18 protein-coding genes are annotated in these 21,731 nt (G+C 60.5%); 8 read left to right on the top strand and 10 right to left on the bottom strand.

All coding sequences use genetic code 11. The features are described from left to right. Positions 1-22: 22 nt before the first annotated feature. From PHI30_RS06825 to serC, 5 genes are all read right to left on the bottom strand, one after another. Positions 23-1,072, bottom strand: a complete 1,050-nt coding sequence (locus tag PHI30_RS06825; RefSeq protein WP_300025712.1) for a tripartite tricarboxylate transporter substrate binding protein — start codon at positions 1,070-1,072, stop codon at positions 23-25. A gap of 55 nt (positions 1,073-1,127) precedes the next feature. Then, positions 1,128-2,657, bottom strand: a complete 1,530-nt coding sequence (locus PHI30_RS06820) for a tripartite tricarboxylate transporter permease (RefSeq protein ID WP_300025709.1) — start codon at positions 2,655-2,657, stop codon at positions 1,128-1,130. A gap of 12 nt (positions 2,658-2,669) precedes the next feature. Beyond that, entirely contained in the window at positions 2,670-3,125 is a 456-nt protein-coding gene (locus tag PHI30_RS06815; protein WP_300025706.1) for a tripartite tricarboxylate transporter TctB family protein, read from the bottom strand. Positions 3,126-3,140: 15 nt separating this feature from the next. Beyond that, entirely contained in the window at positions 3,141-4,148 is a 1,008-nt protein-coding gene (locus tag PHI30_RS06810; protein ID WP_300025704.1) for a 4-hydroxythreonine-4-phosphate dehydrogenase PdxA, read from the bottom strand. 319 nt (positions 4,149-4,467) lie between these two features. Beyond that, entirely contained in the window at positions 4,468-5,556 is a 1,089-nt protein-coding gene (serC, locus tag PHI30_RS06805) for a 3-phosphoserine/phosphohydroxythreonine transaminase (RefSeq protein WP_300025700.1), read from the bottom strand. A gap of 295 nt (positions 5,557-5,851) precedes the next feature. On the opposite strand from serC, the gene proB reads away from it, so the two are divergent. The 5 genes from proB to hydA all read left to right on the top strand — a co-directional run bounded on the left by proB (position 5,852) and on the right by hydA (position 10,939). Next, on the top strand, positions 5,852-6,667 hold the full coding sequence (gene proB / locus PHI30_RS06800; protein WP_300025697.1) for a glutamate 5-kinase: 816 nt from the start codon (positions 5,852-5,854) through the stop codon (positions 6,665-6,667). After that, entirely contained in the window at positions 6,664-7,911 is a 1,248-nt protein-coding gene (locus PHI30_RS06795) for a glutamate-5-semialdehyde dehydrogenase (RefSeq protein ID WP_300025694.1), read from the top strand. Before proB ends, PHI30_RS06795 begins: the two co-directional genes overlap by 4 nt. 33 nt (positions 7,912-7,944) lie before the next feature. Then, positions 7,945-8,745 carry a pyrroline-5-carboxylate reductase gene (gene proC, locus PHI30_RS06790; protein ID WP_300025692.1) on the top strand — a complete coding sequence of 267 codons (801 nt, stop codon included), beginning with the start codon at positions 7,945-7,947 and terminating at the stop codon, positions 8,743-8,745. Between the two features lie 190 nt (positions 8,746-8,935). After that, complete coding sequence (locus PHI30_RS06785; protein WP_300025690.1) at positions 8,936-9,346, top strand: hypothetical protein; 411 nt, start codon at positions 8,936-8,938, stop codon at positions 9,344-9,346. A 216-nt stretch (positions 9,347-9,562) separates the two neighbouring features. Beyond that, positions 9,563-10,939, top strand: coding sequence for a dihydropyrimidinase (hydA, locus tag PHI30_RS06780; RefSeq protein WP_300025687.1), 1,377 nt, complete (start codon positions 9,563-9,565; stop codon positions 10,937-10,939). A gap of 154 nt (positions 10,940-11,093) precedes the next feature. Here the strand turns inward: hydA and PHI30_RS06775 are convergent, their stop codons facing one another. Next, complete coding sequence (locus PHI30_RS06775) at positions 11,094-11,582, bottom strand: DUF4330 domain-containing protein (protein WP_300025684.1); 489 nt, start codon at positions 11,580-11,582, stop codon at positions 11,094-11,096. A 126-nt stretch (positions 11,583-11,708) separates the two neighbouring features. Between PHI30_RS06775 and csaB the strand changes: the two genes are divergently transcribed. After that, positions 11,709-13,934: a polysaccharide pyruvyl transferase CsaB gene (gene csaB / locus PHI30_RS06770; protein ID WP_300025682.1), complete on the top strand. Its 2,226-nt coding sequence runs from the start codon at positions 11,709-11,711 to the stop codon at positions 13,932-13,934. Positions 13,935-13,955: 21 nt separating this feature from the next. Here the strand turns inward: csaB and PHI30_RS06765 are convergent, their stop codons facing one another. Genes PHI30_RS06765 through PHI30_RS06750 form a run of 4 tightly spaced genes read right to left on the bottom strand, consistent with a single transcriptional unit; the run spans position 13,956 to position 17,141 of the window. Then, the gene (locus tag PHI30_RS06765; RefSeq protein ID WP_300025739.1) at positions 13,956-14,147 is read right to left on the bottom strand and encodes a DUF6774 domain-containing protein; all 192 of its coding nucleotides are present in this window, start codon (positions 14,145-14,147) and stop codon (positions 13,956-13,958) included. Positions 14,148-14,190: 43 nt separating this feature from the next. Continuing rightward, on the bottom strand, positions 14,191-14,901 hold the full coding sequence (locus PHI30_RS06760; protein WP_300025679.1) for a DUF421 domain-containing protein: 711 nt from the start codon (positions 14,899-14,901) through the stop codon (positions 14,191-14,193). Between the two features lie 56 nt (positions 14,902-14,957). Next, positions 14,958-16,283: a chloride channel protein gene (locus PHI30_RS06755; protein ID WP_300025677.1), complete on the bottom strand. Its 1,326-nt coding sequence runs from the start codon at positions 16,281-16,283 to the stop codon at positions 14,958-14,960. 9 nt (positions 16,284-16,292) lie between these two features. After that, entirely contained in the window at positions 16,293-17,141 is an 849-nt protein-coding gene (locus PHI30_RS06750; RefSeq protein WP_300025674.1) for a hypothetical protein, read from the bottom strand. Between the two features lie 166 nt (positions 17,142-17,307). Here PHI30_RS06750 and PHI30_RS06745 point away from each other — a divergent pair, with 166 nt between their 5' ends. Both PHI30_RS06745 and smc read left to right on the top strand, forming a co-directional pair. After that, the gene (locus PHI30_RS06745) at positions 17,308-18,015 is read left to right on the top strand and encodes an ATP-dependent Clp protease proteolytic subunit (protein ID WP_300025672.1); all 708 of its coding nucleotides are present in this window, start codon (positions 17,308-17,310) and stop codon (positions 18,013-18,015) included. Between the two features lie 115 nt (positions 18,016-18,130). Continuing rightward, positions 18,131-21,721 carry a chromosome segregation protein SMC gene (gene smc / locus PHI30_RS06740; protein WP_300025669.1) on the top strand — a complete coding sequence of 1,197 codons (3,591 nt, stop codon included), beginning with the start codon at positions 18,131-18,133 and terminating at the stop codon, positions 21,719-21,721. Positions 21,722-21,731 lie beyond the last annotated feature (10 nt).

Raw genomic sequence — 21,731 nt, 5'->3', positions numbered from 1 at the left:
CCAGTATACTATAAAGCTGTGATTAGCTCAAGCCGTTTGCAGCCATGTAGTCAGCTTCGTAAGTGGTGACATACTCGGTAGCGGCGGCGGTATCCTTGTACTCGTCGATCAGCTGGTTCTTTTCCAGATACTCGCTGTGCCAGGCGTCGGAAGTGGAGACCTTGCCCAGAACGTCGGACCAGTAGGCGACAGCTGCGTCGCTCATCGCGGCAGGAGCCGCCACGCCGCGCCACACGGGGACTTCCACGTTCTCGTAGTCGCCGATCTCGGACAGGGTGGGGGCGTCAGAGAGATTGCCGGCGTACCGCTCGTTTGCCAGAGCCAGCACGGGGGTCAGGTCGCCGGATTCCACATACTGGGAAGCGGCGGCGGGCTTGGAGATGACGAAGTCCACGTTGCCGCCCAGCGCTGCGGTGATGGCGTCGGAGGTGGAGTCGTAGGTGATGTAGCCCATCTGCTGCTCCGTCAGGCCGACCTCTTCCAGGAGCTTGTTGTAAGTGGTGATGTCGTCGCCCTTGGAACCGCCGATGACCACGAAGGTGCCGTTCTTGGCGGCCTCGATGGCGGCGGCGAAATCGCCCTGATCGCCGCCGTTTTTGGCGTAGTCGGTTTTGGAGTCAGAGGCGGGGCAGGAGAACATGAGCTGCTTATCCACTGCCATGATCGCCAGAATGCGGAAGTTGGAGGAACGGTTTTTCGTGTTGGTGACCATGGGCATCAGATCGCCGGAGTTGAAGGTCAAAAGAGTGTAGTCGGCGTCGTTTTTCATGGTGGCAACCTTGTTGCGGCCGACCTCGCCGGAGCCGTCGGTCTCGTTGGAGACCACGATGGTCTGACCGCCCACCAGATCGTCGTTGGTCATGATCTCACCGATTTTGCGGGTGAAGATGTCGGAGCCGCCGCCGGCGGAAGAGGTGCAGATCCAGGTAACGGTTTTGTCGGGCACGAAGCCCTCCGCCGCGGGAGCGTCCCCGCCCGTGGGGGCCGGAGCCTCTTCCTTTTTGGAGCCGCCGCAGGCGGCCAGGGACAGGACCATCAGCAGTGCAAGTGTGAGTGATAAAACCTTTTTCATGACAATTCTCCTTTTATGTAAATTACAATTGGGGAACAAGTTGATGGGGCGGGGCTTAAACGGAAGCCGCCGTCTTTTTTGCCTTGGACTTGCGCAGGATATTTTTTACGATGGGGGTAAAAATCAGGATCAGGAAGATCGCCAGCAGAACCACCTTCAGCGGAGAATCCGCAAATACCTTCAAGCTGCCCTGGGAGGCGATGAACGCCTTGCGCATGTTCTTTTCCAGCATGGGAGCCAGCACGAAGGCCAGCAGCATGGGGGCGGTGGGGAAGCCGTTCTTTTCCAGCAGATATCCCACAATGCCGGAAACGAACATGACCATCACGCCGTACATGGAGTTAGAGGTGGAGTACGCGCCCACAATGCACACGCAGGTGATGATGGGGATCATGTACTTCACAGGCACGCTGAGGATCTTGATGAGGAAGGGGATGACCAAAATGGCCACCAGCAGGGTGAAGATGTTGGCGAGATACAACGAGGAGATCAGGCCCCAGCAGAATTCGGGGTTGCTGTCAAACAGCAGCGGTCCGGGATTGAGTCCCCACATCATGAGCCCGCCCAGCAGTACGGCGCCGGTGCCGGACCCGGGGATACCCAAAGCCAAGAGCGGTGCGAAGGCGCCGGCGGCGGCTGCGTTGTTGGCTGCCTCCGAAGCGGCAATGCCCTCGATGGCGCCGGTGCCCATTGGCTCTTCGCTCTTGAACTTCTTTTGCATGGCGTAGCCCATCATGGACCCGGTGGTAGCACCGGAGCCGGGCAGCACGCCCACAAAGGTGCCCAGAATGCCGGAGCGCAGGATGGGCGGCAGGATGCGGCGGAAGTCGTGTTTCGTCAGCATGGAATCCTTGATGGACAGCTTGACGTTCCGCTCTTCGCCTTGGCGCTGCTTTTCATCGGCGGCGCGCTCGTTGATGAGCTTGATGACCTGCGCGAAGCCCACGCAGCCGATGACGAAGGGGGTAAAGGGAATGCCGCCCAGAAGGTACATGCTTCCAAAGTCATACCGGGGAGCACCGGTGAGGGTGTCCATGCCGATGGAGGCCACCAGAATTCCCAGCATGGTGATGACGATGCCCTTGATGGGGTTCTCGCCGATCAGCCAGCTGATGGAGGTCATGGCGATGAGCAGCACCAGCGTCATTTCGGCGTAGCCGAACTTCAAACCCAGATTGGCAAGGCCCGAGGCGGTGCAGGTGAGGATGAGGATGCCGATGGTGCCGCCGATGAAGCTTGCGGTGTTGGCGGCCACCAGGGCCTGACCGGGGCGGCCCTTTTTGGCCATGGGATAGCCGTCCAGCGCGGTGGTGATGGCGGGGGAGTCGCCGGGGATGTTCAAAAGAATCGCGCTGAAGGAGCCGCCGTACATATTGGAGTAGTACAAGGCGCCCAGCATGATGATCGCGGTGGTGGGGTTGAACTTATAGGTGAGGGGCAGCAGCAGTGCAACGCCTGCCAGAGAGCCGATGCCGGGCATTGCGCCCACGATCAGGCCCAAAACCGCGCCCAGCATGCAAACGCCGATGTTTTCAGGCGTCAGAACGACTTGAAAACCCGACAGCAAAGCAGAAATATTTTCCATGTCTACCGCTCCTTACAGAAAACTTCCCAGCAGACCCGTGGGGAAACGGACCTGAAGCCAGGAAACAAACACGCCCAGAATGATGGCGGCCATAATGATCTCAATGACAATGATTGCCTTCCAGGGAGCGTGCTCCACAAACTTCAGCCACAGGAAGATATAGAGAAGGCAGCTGGGGACCAGACCGACGAGCAGGGTGCAAAGGAGGATGCCGGCGGCGCCCAGAATGACCATCATTTCATCGCGGTTGTAGCGGACGGTCTTGGCATTGCCGGGTTTGGACAGCTGCACAAAGCAGGCGATGCTGGAAAGAAGCAGCACGGAGGCAATGATGATGGGGAAGAACGCGGCGGTGGGCTGATTGGTCCAAAAGCCGAAATCTTTGATGCCAACAACGATAAATACCAGCGAAAAGACTGTGGTGGCAAGCGGAATCAGCATTTGGAGATTCCATTTCCTGTTTTCCATGTTTTCCTCCTTGCCTTACTGCGCCCGTTTGGCGACGGCCATTTTGGCGACGGCCTTGACGGCCCGCTCAAAAGATGTGGTGGTTGCGGTGCCCGTGCCCACCTTGTCGAAGGCGGTGCCGTGGGCACAGGTCGCGATGGGATAGGGCTGTCCGCCCGCTACGGTGATGCAGCGCTCAAAGCCCACCAGCTTCAGGGCGATCTGGCCCTGATCGTGGAAGAGCGTCACCACCACGTCGAACTCCTGATGGTTCAGCGCCCGAATGAAAAGCGTATCGGCGGAATAGGGGCCGGTAACGTTCCATCCTGTTTCAGATACTACCTTTTCCACGGTGGGAGCGATCAGATCCACTTCCTCCCGGCCGCACAGGCCAAACTCGCCGCAGTGGGGATTCAGCGCGGCCACCGCCATGCGGGGCTTGCTGCCAAAGCTTTCGCCGGTGATCTCGCCCAGCTCAATGGCCTCCCGCAGGGTCTCCTCGGTCAAATGGGCGCTCACGTCCTTGAGAGGAATGTGGCTGGTGGCGCGGACGGTCATCAATTCGTCCATCATGTTGATCTCGCCGTAGGGCGTGGTCAACTGGAATTTGTGAGCAAGATAGCTGTGCTCGCTCTCGTCGTGCATTCCGGAGAGCTTCATGGCGCCTTTGTGGAAAGGACCAAAGACAAAGCCTTCAATCACGCCGGCCTTGCACAGCGCGATGCCGGTGTCCAGCTGCTCCAGATCGCTTTTGCCGCAGTAGGCCACTGCCTCGCCATAGGGGACCTGCGCCGGGTCCTGATTGTTAAGATCCAGCACCGGGTAGCCCCGCTCCCAGTCGCACTCGCTCAAATCGTAGACGACGTAGTGGGGAACCTCGCCGCCGATGACCTGCAATCCGCGCTCAAACATCCGCACGTCACCGATGATAACGGGACGGCAGTACTGCTGAAATGTGTTCTGCACGCTCAGCCTGGCAACCAATTCCGGGCCGACCCCGGCGGAATTACCAAGCAAAACACCGAGGATGGGCTTTTCATTCATAAATATGTACCTCCGTAAAACTGTTACAGCGTTTCGCGGAGCCGAGGCGGCCCGTCGAAAGCGTTCATGCAAGTATTATATAGCAATTTTCGTGCCAACTCGCAAAAATATCAAAGAGCCGCCTGAAAACAGGCGTGGTATTTGTTGAGATTTGCCAGAATTGATTGTTAAACATTAAGCAAAACGACCAATATAAAAAAGCGATAAATCGCATTTTAATTCTTTACATTTGCAGAACGGTTAACAAAAAAGTAACGTAATGTTCCAAATGGTGAAACGATTTGGAACATTACGTTACTCAAAAATGGCCTCGGAGGAATCAGTTTTGGGCTGCCTCGTACTTCTTCAGGAAGTCCACCAGCGCCTCGACGCCTTCTTTGGGCATGGCGTTATAAATGGAGGCCCGCAGCCCGCCCACGCTCTTGTGGCCCTTCAGATTGTCAAAGCCGGCGGCGGTGGCGGCGGAAACCACGGCGGCGTCCTGTTCCTTGGAGGGGGTGACGAAGGGAACGTTCATGAAAGAGCGGTCCTCCCGCCGGACGGCGCCGGTGAAGAAGCGGCTGTTGTCCAGAAAATCATAAAAAACGGCGGCTTTTTCCGCGTTGCGCGCCGCCTGCGCCTCCAGTCCGCCGTGGGCGAGCAGGTACTCAAAGACCTTGCCGCAGCAATAGATGGCCCAGCAGTTGGGGGTGTTGTAAAGGGAGTCGCTGTCGGCGTGGGTCTTATAATTGAGATAGGTGGGCACGAACTGAGGCAGGTCCTCCCGCAGCAAATCCTCCCGAATGATGACCACCGCCATGCCCGCAGGCCCCACGTTTTTCTGCACGCCGGCCCAGATCAAGGCGTAGTCCGCGACGTTGCAGGGGCGGGAGAGGAACATGGAGGACTGGTCCGCCACCAGGAGGTGCCCCTTGGTGTTAGGCAGCTTGTGGTACGTGGTGCCGTTGATGGTCTCGTTCTCGCAGATATAAACGTAGTCGGCGCGCTCCGGAATGTCCAGATCGGAGCAGTCGGGGATATAGGAGAAATTCCGGTCGGCAGAGGAGGCCACCACCCGCACCTCGCCGTACTTCTTCGCCTCTGCAATGGCTTTTTTGGACCACGCGCCGGTTTCCACATAGCATCCAACGCCGTTTTTCATCAGGTTCATGGGCACCATGGCGAACTGCACGGTGCCGCCGCCCTGCACGAAGAGGACACGGTAGTTGGCCGGAATGTTCATCAGCTTGCGCAGGTTGGCTTCCGCCGCGTCCCGGATCTGCTCAAAGGCCTTGGAGCGGTGGCTCATCTCCATCACGCACATGCCGCTGCCCCGGTAGTTCATCATTTCCGCGGCAATCTCCTCCAGCACCTCTTCCGGCATCATGGCGGGACCGGCGGAGAAATTATAGGTACGGCCGTATTTCATCGTTGTTTCCTCCAAATTTTCAATTTCGCACGGCTGACGGTCCCCGTCGGGAGGCAGTCCCGCTTTCCTTACAGTATACGACACGGCGGAAGCGGAATCAACTGAGAATCCATGGACTTCCTGCCCAAAAATGCGGCGCTTGCGGCCCGGTCTCTTGGCAGCGCAAAGGATTGCGGACACGAAGGGGTGTTTTTGTGCGTGAAGGAGATGAAAACGATGGGGGCCGGACTCTTTCTTTTTTGCCCGGCCCGTGGTATACTGACATATCATTTTGGGATACCGGAGGGACTTGACGGTGGAAACGAGAAAGCATCGCATTGTGGTGAAGGTGGGAACCTCCACGCTGACCCATGATTCCGGCAGTGTAGACCTGCGGAACATGGAGCATCTGGTCCGGGCGCTGGCGGACCTTTACGGAATGGGCCACGAGGTCATTTTGGTGACCTCCGGGGCCATCGCCGTGGGCACGGCAAAACTGAACCTTTCCGAGCGCCCAAAGGAGCTGCGGATGAAGCAGGCCGCCGCCGCCGTGGGGCAGTGCCGGATGATGCACATTTATGATAAGCTGTTTTCCGAGTATAACCGCTCCGTCGCCCAGATTTTGCTGACGGGCGACGATGTGGAGGACCCGGAGCGGGCGGCGCATCTGCGCAGCACGTTTTCCGCGCTGCTGGAGATGGGCGTGATCCCCGTGGTGAACGAGAACGACTCCGTCTCCTCCGCCGAGATCGAAACCGGGCACCACAAGGTCCTTGGCGATAACGACACCCTCTCCGCCATCGTGGCGGAGCTGTGCGGGGCAGACCTGCTGATCCTGCTCTCCGACATCGACGGGCTTTACGAAGCGGACCCCAAGACCCATCCGGACGCAAAGCTCCTGCACCGGGTGGAGCATTTGACGCCGGAAATTCTGGAGATGGCCGGGGGCGCAGGTACGTGGCGGGGGACCGGCGGGATGGCCACAAAGCTCTCCGCCGCCCGGATTGCCATGGCAGGCGGCTGCGACATGGTCATTACCAACGGCGCGCGGATGGAGGATCTGTACGAAATCGTGGAGGGCCGGGACATCGGGACCCGATTCCTGGCGACGGAAAGGGAGGAGATTTCATGACGGCATTGGAACAGCAGGGGAGACTTGCAAAGGCGGCGAGTCGCCGTCTGGCAAGCGCCAAAACGGCGGAAAAGAATCAGGCGCTGGAGGGCATTGCCCAGATTCTGACGCAGCGGCAGGCGGAGTGGCTCTCCGCCAATGCGGAGGATGTGGCCGCCGCGAAAGCGGCGGGAATGGGCGAGGCCATGCTGGATCGGCTGACGCTCACCCCCGCGCGCGTTGCCGGAATCGTGGAGGGCGTGCGGCAGGTCGCGGCCCTGCCGGACCCTATCGGGCGCGTCACGAAGATGGAGACGCGGCCAAACGGACTTATTATCGGCAAACGGATGGTGCCGCTGGGCGTCATTGCCATCATTTTTGAAGCGCGGCCCAATGTCACGGTGGATGCCGCGGCGCTGTGCCTGAAATCCGGAAACGTCTGCATGCTGCGGGGCGGCAGGGAGGCCATCCGCTCCAACCGCTGCGTGACGGAGCTGATGCGCTGCGCCCTTCGGGAGGCGGGCCTTTCGGAGGACTGCATCTCGCTGGTGCAGGATACCGGACACGAGACCGCCCGGGAGCTGATGCATCTGGACGGGTATGTGGATGTGCTCATCCCCCGGGGCGGCGCGGGGCTGATCCGCTCCGTCGCGAAGGAGGCAAGCGTCCCGGTGATCCGCACCGGCGAGGGGGTGTGCCACGTGTACATCGACGACGAGGCGGATCTCGATATGGGCGCCTCCATCCTCTGCAATGCCAAGTGCTCCCGCCCGTCCGTCTGCAATGCGGCGGAGTGCGTGCTGCTCCACGAGAAGGTGGCCGCGCCGTTTTTGGAAAAGGCGGTGCCACTGCTGGATGCGTACCATGTGGAGCTGCGGTGCGACGATGCCTCGCTGGCGATTCTGGGGCAGCGCGGGATTCCCGCCGCCGAAAGCGACTGGGACGCGGAGTATGACGACTATATTCTGGCGGTCCGAGTGGTGCAGGACATGGAGGAAGCCGTGGCCTTCATCAATGACCACGGCACGGGCCATTCCGAGAGTATCGTCACGAAGAACTACTTTAAAGCCCAGCACTTTCTGGACGCGGTGGATGCTGCGGCGGTCTATGTCAACGCCTCCACCCGGTTCACCGACGGCGGCGAATTCGGACTGGGAGCGGAGATCGGCATCTCCACCCAGAAGATGCACGCCCGGGGTCCCATGGGGCTGGAGGAGCTGACCTCCTGCAAGTATGTGATCTACGGAGAGGGACAGATTCGGTAAGCCCACTTCGATAAAAAAGGATGGAGAAAGAGTATGGAGATTTTTGGATTTATCGGCACCGGCAACATGGGCGGCGCCATGGCGCGAGCGGCCTGCAAACGGCTCTCCGGCGAGCAGGTGCTCCTCGCCAATCGTACCCCGGAAAAGGCGAGCGCCCTGGCGGGGGAGCTGGGCTGCGCGGCAGTGGATAACGCTGCGGTGGCAAAGCGCGCAACGTACATCTTTCTGGGCGTCAAGCCCCAGATGATGCCCGGGATGCTGGCGGAGATCGCCCCCATTCTCGCCGCGAGAGAGGACCGGTTCATTTTGGTGTCCATGGCGGCGGGGCTTACCATGGAGCGCATCTGTGAGCTGGCCGGCGGCAGCTACCCGGTCATCCGGATTCTACCCAATACGCCCTCGGCCATTGGCGAGGGGATGGTGCTCTACGCTGTGGGAGATGGCGTGAGTGCGGCGGAGGAGCAGACGTTTCTTGAGTGCATGGCCGGCGCGGGACGGTTTTCCGCCCTTGCGGAAAAGCTGATCGACGCGGGGTCCGCGGTCTCCGGCTGCGGACCGGCCTTCGTGGATTTGTTTCTGGAGGCGCTGGCGGACGGCGGCGTGGCCTGCGGGCTGCCCCGGGCCTCCGCGATGGAGTTCGCCGCGCAGATGGTGCTGGGCTCTGCCAAGCTGGCGCTGGAATCCGGCAAGCATCCCGGCGCGCTGAAGGACGCCGTCTGTTCCCCCGGCGGCACCACCATTCAGGGTGTCCGGACGCTGGAAAGAGCGGGCTTTCGGGGCGCCGTGATGGACGCTGTCATTGCCGCCTGTGAAAAAAACGCGGATTTGAAATAAGTCTAAAAAAGCTTGCACTTCGCCAATACGGATGTTTTGAGGGCATCACCGTTTCAAAGTACGGTGGTGCCCTCGTTTCGTGCTGTGCAAAGCATTCCTGCAATAAAGGGAAAGCTGACGACTGCTTCGCGCCACCGGCGCGGGGGACGCGCCGCTTTGCGGCAAAATCCGGCCCCCACTTTTCTTTGTTTTGGCAAAGAAAAGTCGCCGCCGGAGCGGTGGAAAAGAAACCGTTTTTGAGTTTTGTCTTCCGCAAGCCTTCGGTGCATCCAATAGACGCGGTAATTTGCAGTTCCGCAGGCTGGGGGCAGTCGACGCATGGCCTGTGCCACTGTCCCCGCTGCCGCTGACTTTCTCACATGAGGCCAGCGGCAGCGAAAGGAGACGCAGAGACGATGCGATTCTCTGCCCAGGACAAAAACAACCACGCGCCGCCGCGTTTACTGGATGCACCGAAGGCTTGCGAAAGGCCAAACCCCAAGCGCCTTTCTTTTGTACCGTGCACGGCACGTTTTCTTTGCGCAAGAGCAAAGAAAATGTGGGGTGCATTCGTGTACTGCAAAGCGGCACATCGACCCGCCAATGCCGCGAAGTGAGCTGAACTTTCATTTTTATCATCTGCTTGGATGTTTCGTTTTGACAATGGTTTTCCATAAAGAACCAGTTTCCATAACTGCTGGGCCGCTGTGACACGACACAGCTATCTCAAAAAATTTCCCGGAAAGCTGTAAACTTTTTAAAATCGGGCGTCGCGAGTGGAAATTTGGGCAGGGCCATGCTATACTTTCGCTAACAAATAAACGTGGAGGGATTGCGTATGCGAACACTTCTCAAAGGCGGCACTGTGGTTTCCGGCGGCGGAATGAAGAGGGCCGACGTCCTCATCGACGGCGAGAAGATCGCGGCGGTGGGGCGAAATCTAAAGGACGCCGCCGACGCTGTGACAGATGTCACCGGCTGTCTGCTTTTTCCGGGCTTCATCGACGCCCACACCCACTTTGCCCTGGATGTGGCGGGTACCACCACGGCCGACGACTTCTTCACCGGCAGCCGCGCCGCACTCCGGGGCGGCACCACCACCGTGATTGACTTTGCCTGCCCCAACAAGGGGGAAAGCCTCCACCACGGTATGGAGCTGTGGCACCAAAAGGCTGACGGTCGCACCTTCTGCGATTATGGCTTCCACATGACCATCGACGACTGGAACGAGTCCATCCGAGCGGAGCTTCCCGACATGTTTGCCCGGGGAATCTCCTCTTTTAAAATGTATATGACCTACCCCGCCATGATGGTGGGGGACCGGGATATGTACTGGGCGCTCAAGGAGCTGCGATCACTGGGCGGCATCTGTGGGGTCCACTGCGAAAACGCCGGGGTGATCGACGGAATGATCGCCGAGCGGAAGGCCGCCGGGCAGACCGGCCCCGACGCCCACCCGCTGACCCGTCCGCCGTATCTGGAGGCGGAGGCGGTGAGCCGCCTGCTGCGCATCGCGGAGGCGGCGCAGTGCCCGGTGGTCATCGTGCATCTCACCAATGGGGAGGCACTCCGGGAAGTGGAGCACGCCCGGCGGCGGGGGCAGCGCGTCTATGTGGAGACCTGCCCCCAGTATCTGCTGCTGGATGAGAGCGTTTATTTTAACGCGGACTGGTCCATGGCGGCCCGGTACGTCTGCGCGCCGCCGCTGCGCGAGCGAACGGAGCAGGACGCCCTTTGGAAGGCGCTTCGCCGGGGCGAGATCCAGACCGTTTCCACCGACCACTGTTCCTTCACGCTGGCGCAAAAAGCGCTGGGGCGGGAGGATTTCACCAAGATTCCCGGCGGCCTTCCCGGCGTGGAGACCCGGGGCGAGCTGCTCTATTCCTACGGCGTGGCAAAAAAGCGTATCAGCGCCGGGCAGATGTGCAGGGCACTGTGTGAAAATCCGGCGCGGCTCTATGGCCTTTTCCCCCGCAAGGGCGCTGTGTGGCCTGGCAGCGACGCGGATATCGTGGTCTATGATCCGGGGTGCAGCCATGTCATCCGGGCAGAGGACTGCGCTGCCAATACGGACTATACGCCCTACGAGGGCTTCGTCACCGCCGGCGGAATCCGGTCCGTGTGGCTGCGGGGAACCATGTCCGTGGAAAACGGCGCGGTTTTGGAGGAGACGCCCCGGGGAACATTTATGGCCCGGGGGAAAAACGCGCTCTAAGCACTTTGCGTTTTCGCCGGTTTGCTGGAATTGCGGCTCTGACCCTGCCGCTATTTGCAGAGATTTAGACGTAGCAGGAAGCGAAAAGCTGTTTCACTTTACAGAAAAAAGCAGGCTGTGCCATCGGCACAGCCTGCTTTTTGCGTTTTTTGGATCAGCTCTCCCACTGGACGTCTATGATCGTGCCGTCCTTGACTTCGATATACTCGCTTTTGAGAATATAATCCGTCTTGCCGATACGCACTTCCTGCTCGCCCACCTTGGTGGTCATCACCGTGCCGGTGGGTGTTTCCGTGGTGGCGGTAAAGAGCAGCGTCGCATGCTCCGGGTCCTCCACCCATGCGCTGTCGGGTCCCAGCACATAATAGGGCTGCTTTACAACGGACTCAATCTGACCGCCCACCAGCTCGCCGGAGGCCATCAGCGGGGACGGCAGGTGCGCCTTGGCGTTTTCGTACAGCTCCGTCGGCACGCCTTCCACCTTCACGGTATAGGTGACCTTGGTCATGGCGGCCTCTCCCGCGTCACCGCTGCCGCGGTTTAGCAGCTTCCAGCCTGCAAATGCCAGCACCGCCACGATCAACGCGACGGCGATGAGATCGATGACGTTCAGCTTTCCAACACGTTTTGCTTTTTCTTCCATGGTTTCCTCCATAGCGGGCGCGCCCGGTTTTTGTCTGGTTATGGACAATGCTTATAAAACATTGTATAATATTTTTTGAGATTCTACAAGTCCCATTTCCGAAAAGAAGAAAAGAAAGGCTTTTTCATGAAGGTCATTCATCTCATCAGCGGCGGCGACTCCGGCGGCGCCAAGACCCATGTGCTGAGTTTGCTGCAAAATCTGAATAAGACCATCACCGCCCAGCTGGTGTGCTTTCGGGACGGCCCCTTCGCCCAGGAGGCCCGCTCCCTGAACATCCCTACCATGATCTGCGGCGGCAACAATATCCTGCGCATCCGGCGCACGCTGAGCGCGTATATCCGGGAAAACGGGTATGAGCTGATCCACTGCCACGGGTCCCGGGCGAATATGATCGGGGCGCTGCTGCGCAGCGCTACCGGCGTGCCGGTGGTCAGCACCGTCCACAGCGACTATAAGCTGGACTATATGGGCAGGCCCTTCAGCCGCCTTACCTTTGGAAACATCAACGCGTGGGCGCTGCGGCAGCTGGATTACCGCATCGGCGTGTCCGACGCCATGGTGGATCTGCTGATTTCTCGGGGATTTGCGCCGGACCGCTTCTATACCATATACAATGGATTAGACTTTACACCCGCTTCGCCGCAAGGAGATCGACTGCCGTACCTGCGCAGCTTGGGAGCGGAGGTGGACGCGCAGAGCGTGGTGGTGGGGATTGCCGCCCGGCTGAACCCGGTGAAGGACATGTCCACGCTGGTCCGTGGCTTTGCCGCGGGCTATCGAAAGTGCAGCCGGCTGCGGCTGGTCATCGCAGGCGACGGCGAGGAGCGGGAGAAGCTGGCGGCCCTGGCCGCCGAGCTGGGCGTTTCCCATCAGGTGACCTTTGCCGGCTGGATCAGCGGCGGCATGGACCGGTTTTACAGCGCGCTGGATATCAACGCGCTGACCTCCCTTTCCGAAACGTTCCCCTACGCGCTGACAGAGGGGGCCCGCTTCCACTTGGCCACGGTGGCCACCGCCGTGGGCGGGATTCCGTACCTGATCGATCAGGACGTGAACGGCTATCTCTTCGAGCCGGGGGACTGGCACGCGCTGGGAGAGCGTCTGGCGGCCCTTGGCAGCGACGACGCGCTGCGCTGCGCCATGGGCGAGAAGCTCTATGAGAAGGCGTCCACCCGGTTTTCCATCCAGAAAACGGTGGATACCCAACTGCATATCTACGGGGAGATTCTCCGCCGCCACCGCCGCCCCAAAGCGGCGCGAGACGGCGTTGTGATCTGCGGGGCCTACGGCCGGGGAAACGCGGGCGACGACGCGATTTTAGAGGCCATATTGCAGGAGATGCGCTCCATTGACCCGGATATGCCCATGACGGTTCTCTCCAAGGACCCTGAGAGCACCCGCCTTGCTTACCGGGTGCAATCCGTCAGCCGCGTCAACATTGGCGCGTGGCACAGGGCCATGCGCCATGCCAAACTCTATATCAACGGCGGCGGCAGTCTCATTCAGGATGTGACCTCCCGCCGGTCGCTGTGGTTTTACCTTGCGAATATCTGGGTTGCCAAGCATTCCGGCTGCAAGGTGCAGATGTACGGCTGCGGAATCGGTCCGGTGACCCGGAAGAACCATCGGAAGCTGGCGTCGTCCGTGCTGAACCGGAACGTGGACGTCATTACCCTGCGGGAACCGGACTCCCGGGAGGAGCTGCGCTCGATGGGAGTCACGCAGCCGGAGATTTTGCTCACGGCGGACCCGGCACTCACGCTCCGCCAGGCCTCCGACGCCGAGACGGACAGCGTTTTGCTGCGGGCGGGCATCCCAACCCATGGCAAGTATCTTTGCTTTGCACTGCGCCGCTGGAAAGGCTTTGAGGAGAAGGCACCCCTGTTCGGCGCGGCGGCTCGCTATGCTTATGAGACCTATGGACTGACGCCGGTATTCGTGGCGGTGGAAAAGCATCAGGACCCCGGGGCCGGACAGCTGGCCGCCAAGGGACTGGATATTCCCCACTATTTCCTCAGCGACGCCGGCGGGGCCGGCACCATCATCGGGGCGCTTTCCCGCATGGAGGCGGTGGTCTCCATGCGGCTCCACGCGCTGATTTTTGCCGCGGGACAGGGGATTCCGCTGGCGGGCGTGGTGTACGATCCCAAGGTTTCCGCATTCCTGCGCTATATCGGGCAGGAGTGCTTCACGGATTTGGACGCCCTGACGGCGGACAATCTGCGGGAGATGATCGACTGCTGCCTGAAAAAAGCCGCCCACCCCACGGAGCAGGCGGCGGCGGTGAAGCGGCTGCAGGAAATGGAAGAGGAAAATGTGACGGTGGCCCGTCGGCTGCTGGGCCTATAAAAATGAGGGGGAGCGGCGGTCTCAGACCACGGACTCCTCCTCGTTATTGCAGCGCTCCCGCTGCACGGCAATGGTAGCCAGGGTGTCTCCCAGCTGGGTAAAAACCGCTGCGGCCAAAGAAAGGTCCGCGTCGTTCAGTCGCCCGGCAATGGATACCGCCAGCGTGTTGACGGCGGTGGTGAAGGCCAGCGGATCGCAGTCGCAGTTTCTCATCACATCAAATCACCCGGTCTATTCTATGAAAAAAGAGGGCTGTTTAGCCCTCTTTTTTTGCTTTCTTTGGGTCCATGGGGAATACCGACAGCCGCTCTCCGCCGTCCCACACGGCGAGAAAGACCTCTTTTTCGTCCCGGTAGCCCTGCCGCAGCAGGGAGCGGTGGACCCAGGCTTCCTCTTTCCCCGCCTGGCGGATATTGTCGGAGAGGAGCTTGCCGTCAATCACAAAGGGCGTTTGTACGAGAGACTGCTTCGGATTCAGGTCCAGATCCGTGGGGGTGGCGGGGCGGTCCGTCTCCTTGGGCAGAAAGCTCACCACGCCGTTGTGCTCCAGCACCGCCGTTTGCAGCTGGTTGAGATCAAACCAGCCGCCAATGCGGCAGTAGGTCAGAAATTCATTGAGATCCAGTCGGGCCTTCAGCAGGTTTTCCCGGTAGATCACACCGTTTTCCAGCAAAACCAGCGGCTTGCCGGTCACCAGCGTACGTGCCTTGATGGACTTGTTGGTAAGAAGAGAGATCCCCAGCGCTGTGAAGGCATAGACGATCAGCGCGGTCAGGGGCTTTGCGGGCTGTTCCAGCTCCGTGGCCAGCTCCGCCGCGATGGAGCCGATGGTGATTCCCACCACGTAGTCGAACATGGTCATTTGGGAAACCTGCTTGGTCCCCATCAGCTTTGCAAGAAGGAACAAAGCTGCGATGGACAGCAGGGACGTGAGAAGAGTCAGGCCGATTTGCGTAAGAATTTCCATCATAGCGCCTCCCGGGGCAATGTTGTTTCCGACAGTATGCCGCAGGAGGCGGGATTTTATTCCTTCACACTGCCGGCCACCGGCGGTTTGGCGTGGGGAGCCCCGGCATGGTGGGCGTTGGTGTGAACGTTGATGTATTGCGCTTTGAGCTTGGAATAGAGGATGGTCTGGCTGGAGTAAAGCCCGTTGTAGCCGGAGAGCATGTAGCTGATGCCGCAGGCCAGCGCAAAATAGAGCAGACCCTCGGCTCCGAACAGCTCCACCGAGAGGAAAATGGAAGCCACAGGGCAGTTGACGGCACCGCAGAATACGGCCACCAGACCCACCGCGGCGGCAAAGGGCGCGGGAATCCCCAGCAGCGGGCCAACCATGCAGCCAAAGGTGGCGCCCACGAAAAACGACGGGACCACCTCGCCGCCCTTGAAGCCGGCGGAAAGCGTCACGGCGGTAAAGAGAATTTTCCAGAGGAAGGCTGCGGGATGGGCGGCGCCCTGTTCCACCGCGGCGGTGACCAACTCCATGCCCGCACCGTTATAATCCGTGGTCCCGCAGAGGAAGGTCAGGGCGATGACCGCCCCGCCACCCACAAAGACCCGGACCCAGGCGTTGGGGAGCGCGCGGTGCATCTGACGCTCCGCAAAGTGGAGCGTGCTGCAAAAGAGCACGGACACCAGCGCGCACAGCGCCGCCAATCCCGCCACCCGCACCAGCATCCAAGCCTCCAGCGGGGGAGCCGTCACCGCAAAGCGGGTGGGGGCAACGCCCATGGAAAGCGACACGCCAAAAGCCACCAGAGAGGCGGTGAGGCAGGGGATAAAGGCTGCGTGATACATCACGCCGATGCTGATGACCATGATGGCGAACACGGTGGCCGCCAGCGGCGTTCCAAAGAGCGCCGAGAAGAAGGCCGCCATGCCCGTCATGGTGGCGATGCGCAGGTCCCGGTCGTCCAAACGAAACAGCTGGCCCAGATGATACCCGATGGTGCCGCCCATTTGCAGCGCGGCGCCCTCCCGTCCGGCGGAACCGCCGCACAGGTGCGTAAGCACCGTGCCAAGGAAAATGGCGGGCAGCAGGAAGATGGACAGCCCCTTTCCGAAATGGACCGCGTCGATGATGTCGTTTGTACCCTGCCCTTCGGTTCGGGTCAGCTTATAAAAGCCCACGATCAGCAGCCCTGCCAGAGGAAGGCACCATAAAAGCCATGGGTGGGCCGCCCGCAAAGCGGTGGCATGGTGGACGCCGATGTGAAATACAGAGCCTACAAAGCCGCAGGTGAGTCCCGCAGCCAGGGCCAGCACCAGCCATTTGACCAGCGCCTGCAAGTAGAGCCGGGTGTGCAGCAGCCACGCCCAGACCCGTTTTTTAAACGTCTTTTTCATATCCATGCCTCACACGCCCGCCGGAAGCGGAAGTTCCTTGCCGTCCAGCCGGTTTTCCAGCAGCTCGGGCTGCTTGAGATACCGTTCAAAGGCGGCGAAAAAGCGGGAATATTCGATTCCGGTGGCAATCCGTTCATCCATCACCACGCCGAGGGGCAGCTGCTTTTTGCGGCTCCCCGCGGGACAGGCGGGATCGCTTACCGGCTTGCCCATGCAGATGAACAGGCTGGTGGTGCCGAATTCGTAGCAGTGGTGGAAAATGAACCGGGTGTTGATGGACGCCAGATTTGTAATGAACAAACTGGTGTGGAAGGGACTGAGGTCAATGATCTTTCTGGGCAGCAGCCCGTGCAGGTCCAGATGATACGCCGTCCAAAACACGAACCGGGCAAGGCCCGGAACGGCGAACGCCGTATTGGCAAACCGGTCGGTGCGATTATTGTGCGCGGCCTCCAAGTTCCGGTCCACGTGCTCGCGGATCTTCCGGCTGATGGTGAACACGTCGTCCGCCGGGTCCAGAAAGACCTTCAGCGCCGTTTCGTCCGGCGTGCCGTCGGCCCGGGTCTTAAGGATCACGAAGCTGAAGGAAAAATGATTCCGCTGATAAACCTTCCGGTTCATCACGAAATAGTTTACCTTCGGGTTTTCCAGCGCCGCCTTGAAATAGGCGGCTGCCAGAATGCTCATGTGCGTGACGCTACGGCCCTGCCGGCGCTTTTCCCGAATATAGGTCCGCAAGGTCTCCTCGTCCACGTAATCGCTGGCCCAGTTCTGCGCGTCAAATCGCTTTGGCATGATATAGGGAAGCGCCTGCACAATGGGCGTCAATCCCCGCACCCGGGTTCCATCCGGTCTCATGTTGTTCTCCTCGTTCCTTTCATACTGGGGACTGTTCCCCTGGGTAATACACACAAGAACAGTATAGTAAAATTTCCATAAAATTTCAACCGTTTCCCGTTCATTCAATTGCTATGTGTAGTTTTTCGAAAAGTGCGGACAATAGCAGGGAAAGCGAGGGATTCAATTGACTGAAACGACAAAAGCAAACCAGCCGGCGGAAGATTGCTCCAAGAACGAGGAGACGACCCAGGGCATTCTGGACTTTGGCTCCGCGCTCACAAAAACGCCGCAGGGCACCGTTTACTGCCTCACCATCATCGGACAGATTGAAGGGCACACCACGGCCTCCAACAACGCGAAAACCACCAAATACGAGCACGTACTGCCGCTTCTTGCCAAGCTGGAGGAAACCGGAGAGGTGGATGGCGTGCTGTTTTTGCTCAATACGGTGGGTGGGGACGTGGAGGCGGGCCTTGCCATCGCCGAGCTGATCGCCGGGATGACGAAGCCCACCGTCTCCATCGTGCTGGGCGGAAGCCACTCCATCGGCGTACCGCTGGCAGTGGCGGCGCAGCGCAGCTTCGCGGTGCCTTCCGCCGCCATGACCATCCATCCGGTCCGCATGAGCGGCACCGTCATCGCCGCGCCCCAGACATACAGCTATTTTCAGCGTTTGCAGGATCGGATCGTGGCCTTCGTCTCCGGTCACAGCCACATTTCCGCCGAGGAGTTCCAATCCCTGATGCTGAAAAAGGACGATATGGCGGCGGATGTGGGCAGCGTCATTTATGGGGAGGAGGCGGTAAAACTGGGACTGATCGATCAGGTGGGCGGCCTGGCTGACGGCCTTGCCTGCCTTTACCGCCAGATTCAGGAGAGAAAACAAAAATGAGACGCGGACGGCCCCGCCGCCCGGACCAAGGGACGCCGGTTTTGTGTGCCGGCGTCCCTTTTTCGGTTTTCCTTGAAATGCGGGTACTTTCCTGATATAATATACTAGTTATAGTATGTTGATTCGCAGAGGTGAGAACGTGTACTTAAAAGCACTCGAAATTCAGGGATTCAAGTCCTTCCCGGATAAGACGGTTTTGAATTTTGGCGAGGACATTACCGCCATCGTCGGACCCAACGGCTCGGGAAAATCCAACATTTCCGACGCCATCCGCTGGGTCATGGGCGAACAGAGCGCCAAGGGCCTGCGGGGCGCCAAGATGGAGGATGTGATCTTCGGCGGAACGGAAAAGCGTTCTCAGGTTGGATTTGCGCAGGTAACGCTGGTCATCGACAATACAGAGCATATTTTCCCCGCCATGGAGGAAGCGGAGGTGGCGGTCACCCGCCGTTACTACCGCAGCGGGGAGAGCGAGTATTACATCAACCGCCAGTCCGTCCGCCTGCGGGATGTGATGGAGCTGTTCATGGACACCGGTATGGGCAAGGAGGGCTACTCCATCATCGGGCAGGGCAAGATCGACGAGATCCTCTCCGCCAAAAGCGGCGAGCGCCGGGAAATCTTTGAGGAGGCGGCGGGCATTTCCAAGTTCCGCCACCGGAAAGAGGACGCGGAGCGCAAGCTGGAGCGCACGGAGGAAAACTTAGTGCGCATCAACGATAAAATCTCGGAACTCGAATTGCAGGTGGAGCCCCTCCGGGAGCAGGCGGAAAAGGCGAAGAAGTATCTGGTGCTGCGGGACGAGCTGCGGCTTCTGGAAATTTCCCTGTGGCTTGAAAATCTGGATGCCCTCAAGGCGGGCACCCAGAAGCTCAAGGCGGATTTTGCCGCCGCCCAGACCGCCCGGGACGAGGCGCGCATCGCGCTGGACGCCCTCTATGCCGAGGGGGAGCGCTACGGCGAGCAGATGCGGGAAAAGGACATGGCGTCCGAGCGCGTCCGCGGGGAAGCCGCCGCGCTGGAGGGACAGGTAAAGGAGCAGGAATCCGCCGTCGCCGTGCTGGAGAGCACCATCGCCCATCAGGAGGAAAACATTGCCCGGGCGCGGACGGAGCTGGAGGAAACGGAAAACCGCAACCGGGGTCTTGCCAAGCAGGCTTCGGAGCAGGAGGCCCGGGTTGCGGAGATCGACGGGGAGATCGAGACGCTGCAAACCGCGCTGGAGAGTCTGCTGTCCCGGGCGCGGGAGGCGGCGGAGCAGGCGGGGGGCACCCAGTCTCAGGTGGAGACGCTGCGGGGCCGGGAGGCGATGGCCGTGGCCGCTTGCGCGGACTGCCGGGCGGAAAGCGCCGCCATGGCGGCGGAAAAAAGTCAGGTGGAGGAGCGCATTCAAGCCGCGCAGGCAGAGCGGACCGCCGCCGAGCAGGAATTAGAAAATCGCGCGCAGGAGTCCAAAACCAACCGCCGCGCACTGGAAAATGCGCAGGACGACGCCACTGCCGCCGCCAATATCATCGCCGGGCATGCCCTGCGGATGGAGGAGCGGGAGAAAAAAGCCGCCGCCGCCGCAGAATTGCGATTGAAGCTCACCATGGAAAATGGCGCGCTGGAGGATCGCATCCGATTGCTGACGGAGATGGAGAAGGAATACGAGGGCTTTTCCAAGGCCGTCAGGCTGGTCTGTCAGGCCAAGGGCAGCCTGCGGGGCATTCACGGGCCGGTGGCCAATCTGATGAAAACCGAGCAGCAATATTCGCTGGCCATTGAGATCGCGCTGGGCGCGGGCCTTCAAAACATCGTGGTGGACCGGGAAGAGGACGCCAAAGCCGCCATCGGCTTTCTCAAGCAGCGGGACGCCGGGCGCGCCACCTTCCTGCCGCTGACCGCCATCCGGGGCGACGAGCTGCGGGAGCGGGGCGTGGAGAAGGAATTCGGCTTCGTGGGCCTTGCCTCCCGCCTGGTACAATTTGACGGGGCGTATGCCAATATCTTCCAAAACCTGCTGGGCAGGACGGTCATCGTAGAGGACATGGACTGCGGCATCGCCATGGCCCGTAAGTACCGCAATGCGTTTCGCATCGTGACGCTGGACGGGCAGGTCATCAATCGCGGCGGTTCCATGACTGGCGGCAGCACCAATCGGTCCGCCGGCGTGCTCAGCCGCGCCGCAGAGCTCGCCAAGCTCCACGACCGCGCGGACAGTATGCGCCAAAAGCTCTCCGCCGCCAAGGAGGCGGAGGAAACGGCAAACCGCGAGCTTGCCGCCGCCCGGTATGAGCTGGAGACGGCGGAGGCCCAGCGCCGCCGGGCCGAGGACGAGGTGCTGCGGCTGGAGGGTATCCGAAACCATTTCGATATCCTGCTGCAATCCCTCCGGGAGAAGCTGGAGGATCTGGACGGGGAGCTGGAGAGTCTCACAGGCCGCCTTGCGGACAACACCGCGAAGTCCGCCGCGGTGGAGGTCCAGATCCGAGAGCAGGACGCCGTGGCGGAAGCGTGCCGCCGCGAAATTGAGGAGGCGCTTTCCGGCCAGACGGAGCTGCTGGCGCGCTCCGGCGCGCTGACGGAGGAGATCACCGGGAAAAAGACGGAGCTGGCGGGTCTTGCCGCCGAGCGCGCGTCCACCGCCCGCCGCGCCGCGGATTTGCGTCAGGTGGCGGCGGACCTCACCGGGGACCGTACGCAGAAGGAGGAAACCCTTCGCGCCTATCAGCGCAGGATCGAGGAGGCAAACGGGGAGATCGCAAAGCGCCGGGAGACGCTTTCGGACCTCACCGCCCGGGGCGAAGCCTTCCGCGACGCGCTCACGGCGCTGAATCAGGAGAAGATCGCGCTGGAGGCGGAGCGTACCGCCCGGAACAGGGAAAGTCAGGAAATGAATGAAACGCTGCTGAATCTGGAGCGGGCCGCCTCCCGGCTGGAGGCGAAGCTCTCCACCTCCGCGCTGGAGGAAAAGCAGATTTTGGACCGGTTGTGGGAACACTATGAGCTAAGCCATTCCGACGCGCAGGCCCAGCGCGTAGAGCTGGAGAGCATCCCCAAGGCCACCCGCCGCATCGGCGAGCTGAAACGGGACATCGGAGCGCTGGGCGCCATCAACATCGGCGCCATTGAGGAATTTGACCGGGTGAACGGCCGCTATACCTACCTGAGCGATCAGCGCAACGACGTGGCCAAGGCGAAGGGCGAACTGGAGCGGATCATCGAGGAGATCACCAATCAAATGACGGTGATCTTTGCCGAGCAGTTCAAGCTGCTCTCGGAGAGCTTCCGAGTTACCTTTGGGGAGCTGTTCGGCGGCGGCGTTGCCACGCTGGAGCTGGAGGACGAGACGGATATCTTAGGCTGTGGCATTGAGATCAAGGCCCAGCCCCCCGGCAAGACGCTGAAAACCATCTCCCTGCTCTCCGGCGGAGAGAAGGCTTTCGTGGCCATTGCGCTGTACTTCTCCATTTTGAAGGTCCATCCCACGCCGTTTTGCGTCATGGACGAGATCGAAGCCGCGCTGGACGACGCCAACGTCACCCGCTACGCCCGCTATATGCGTCGGCTGGCAGGCAGGACGCAGTTCATCGTCATCACCCACCGCCGCGGCACCATGGAGGAGGCTGACGTGCTCTACGGCGTCACCATGCAGGAACAGGGTGTCAGCAAGATGCTGACCATCAATCTCAACGATATGGCCAAGGAGCTGAAAATTCAGTGAGGAGGCGGCG

Origin of the sequence: Oscillibacter sp. (assembly GCF_028693505.1) — a bacterium.
GTDB lineage: Bacteria > Bacillota > Clostridia > Oscillospirales > Oscillospiraceae > Oscillibacter.
Note: the sequence above shows the minus strand (reverse complement) of the source record. Positions and strands in the feature narration are given on the sequence as shown.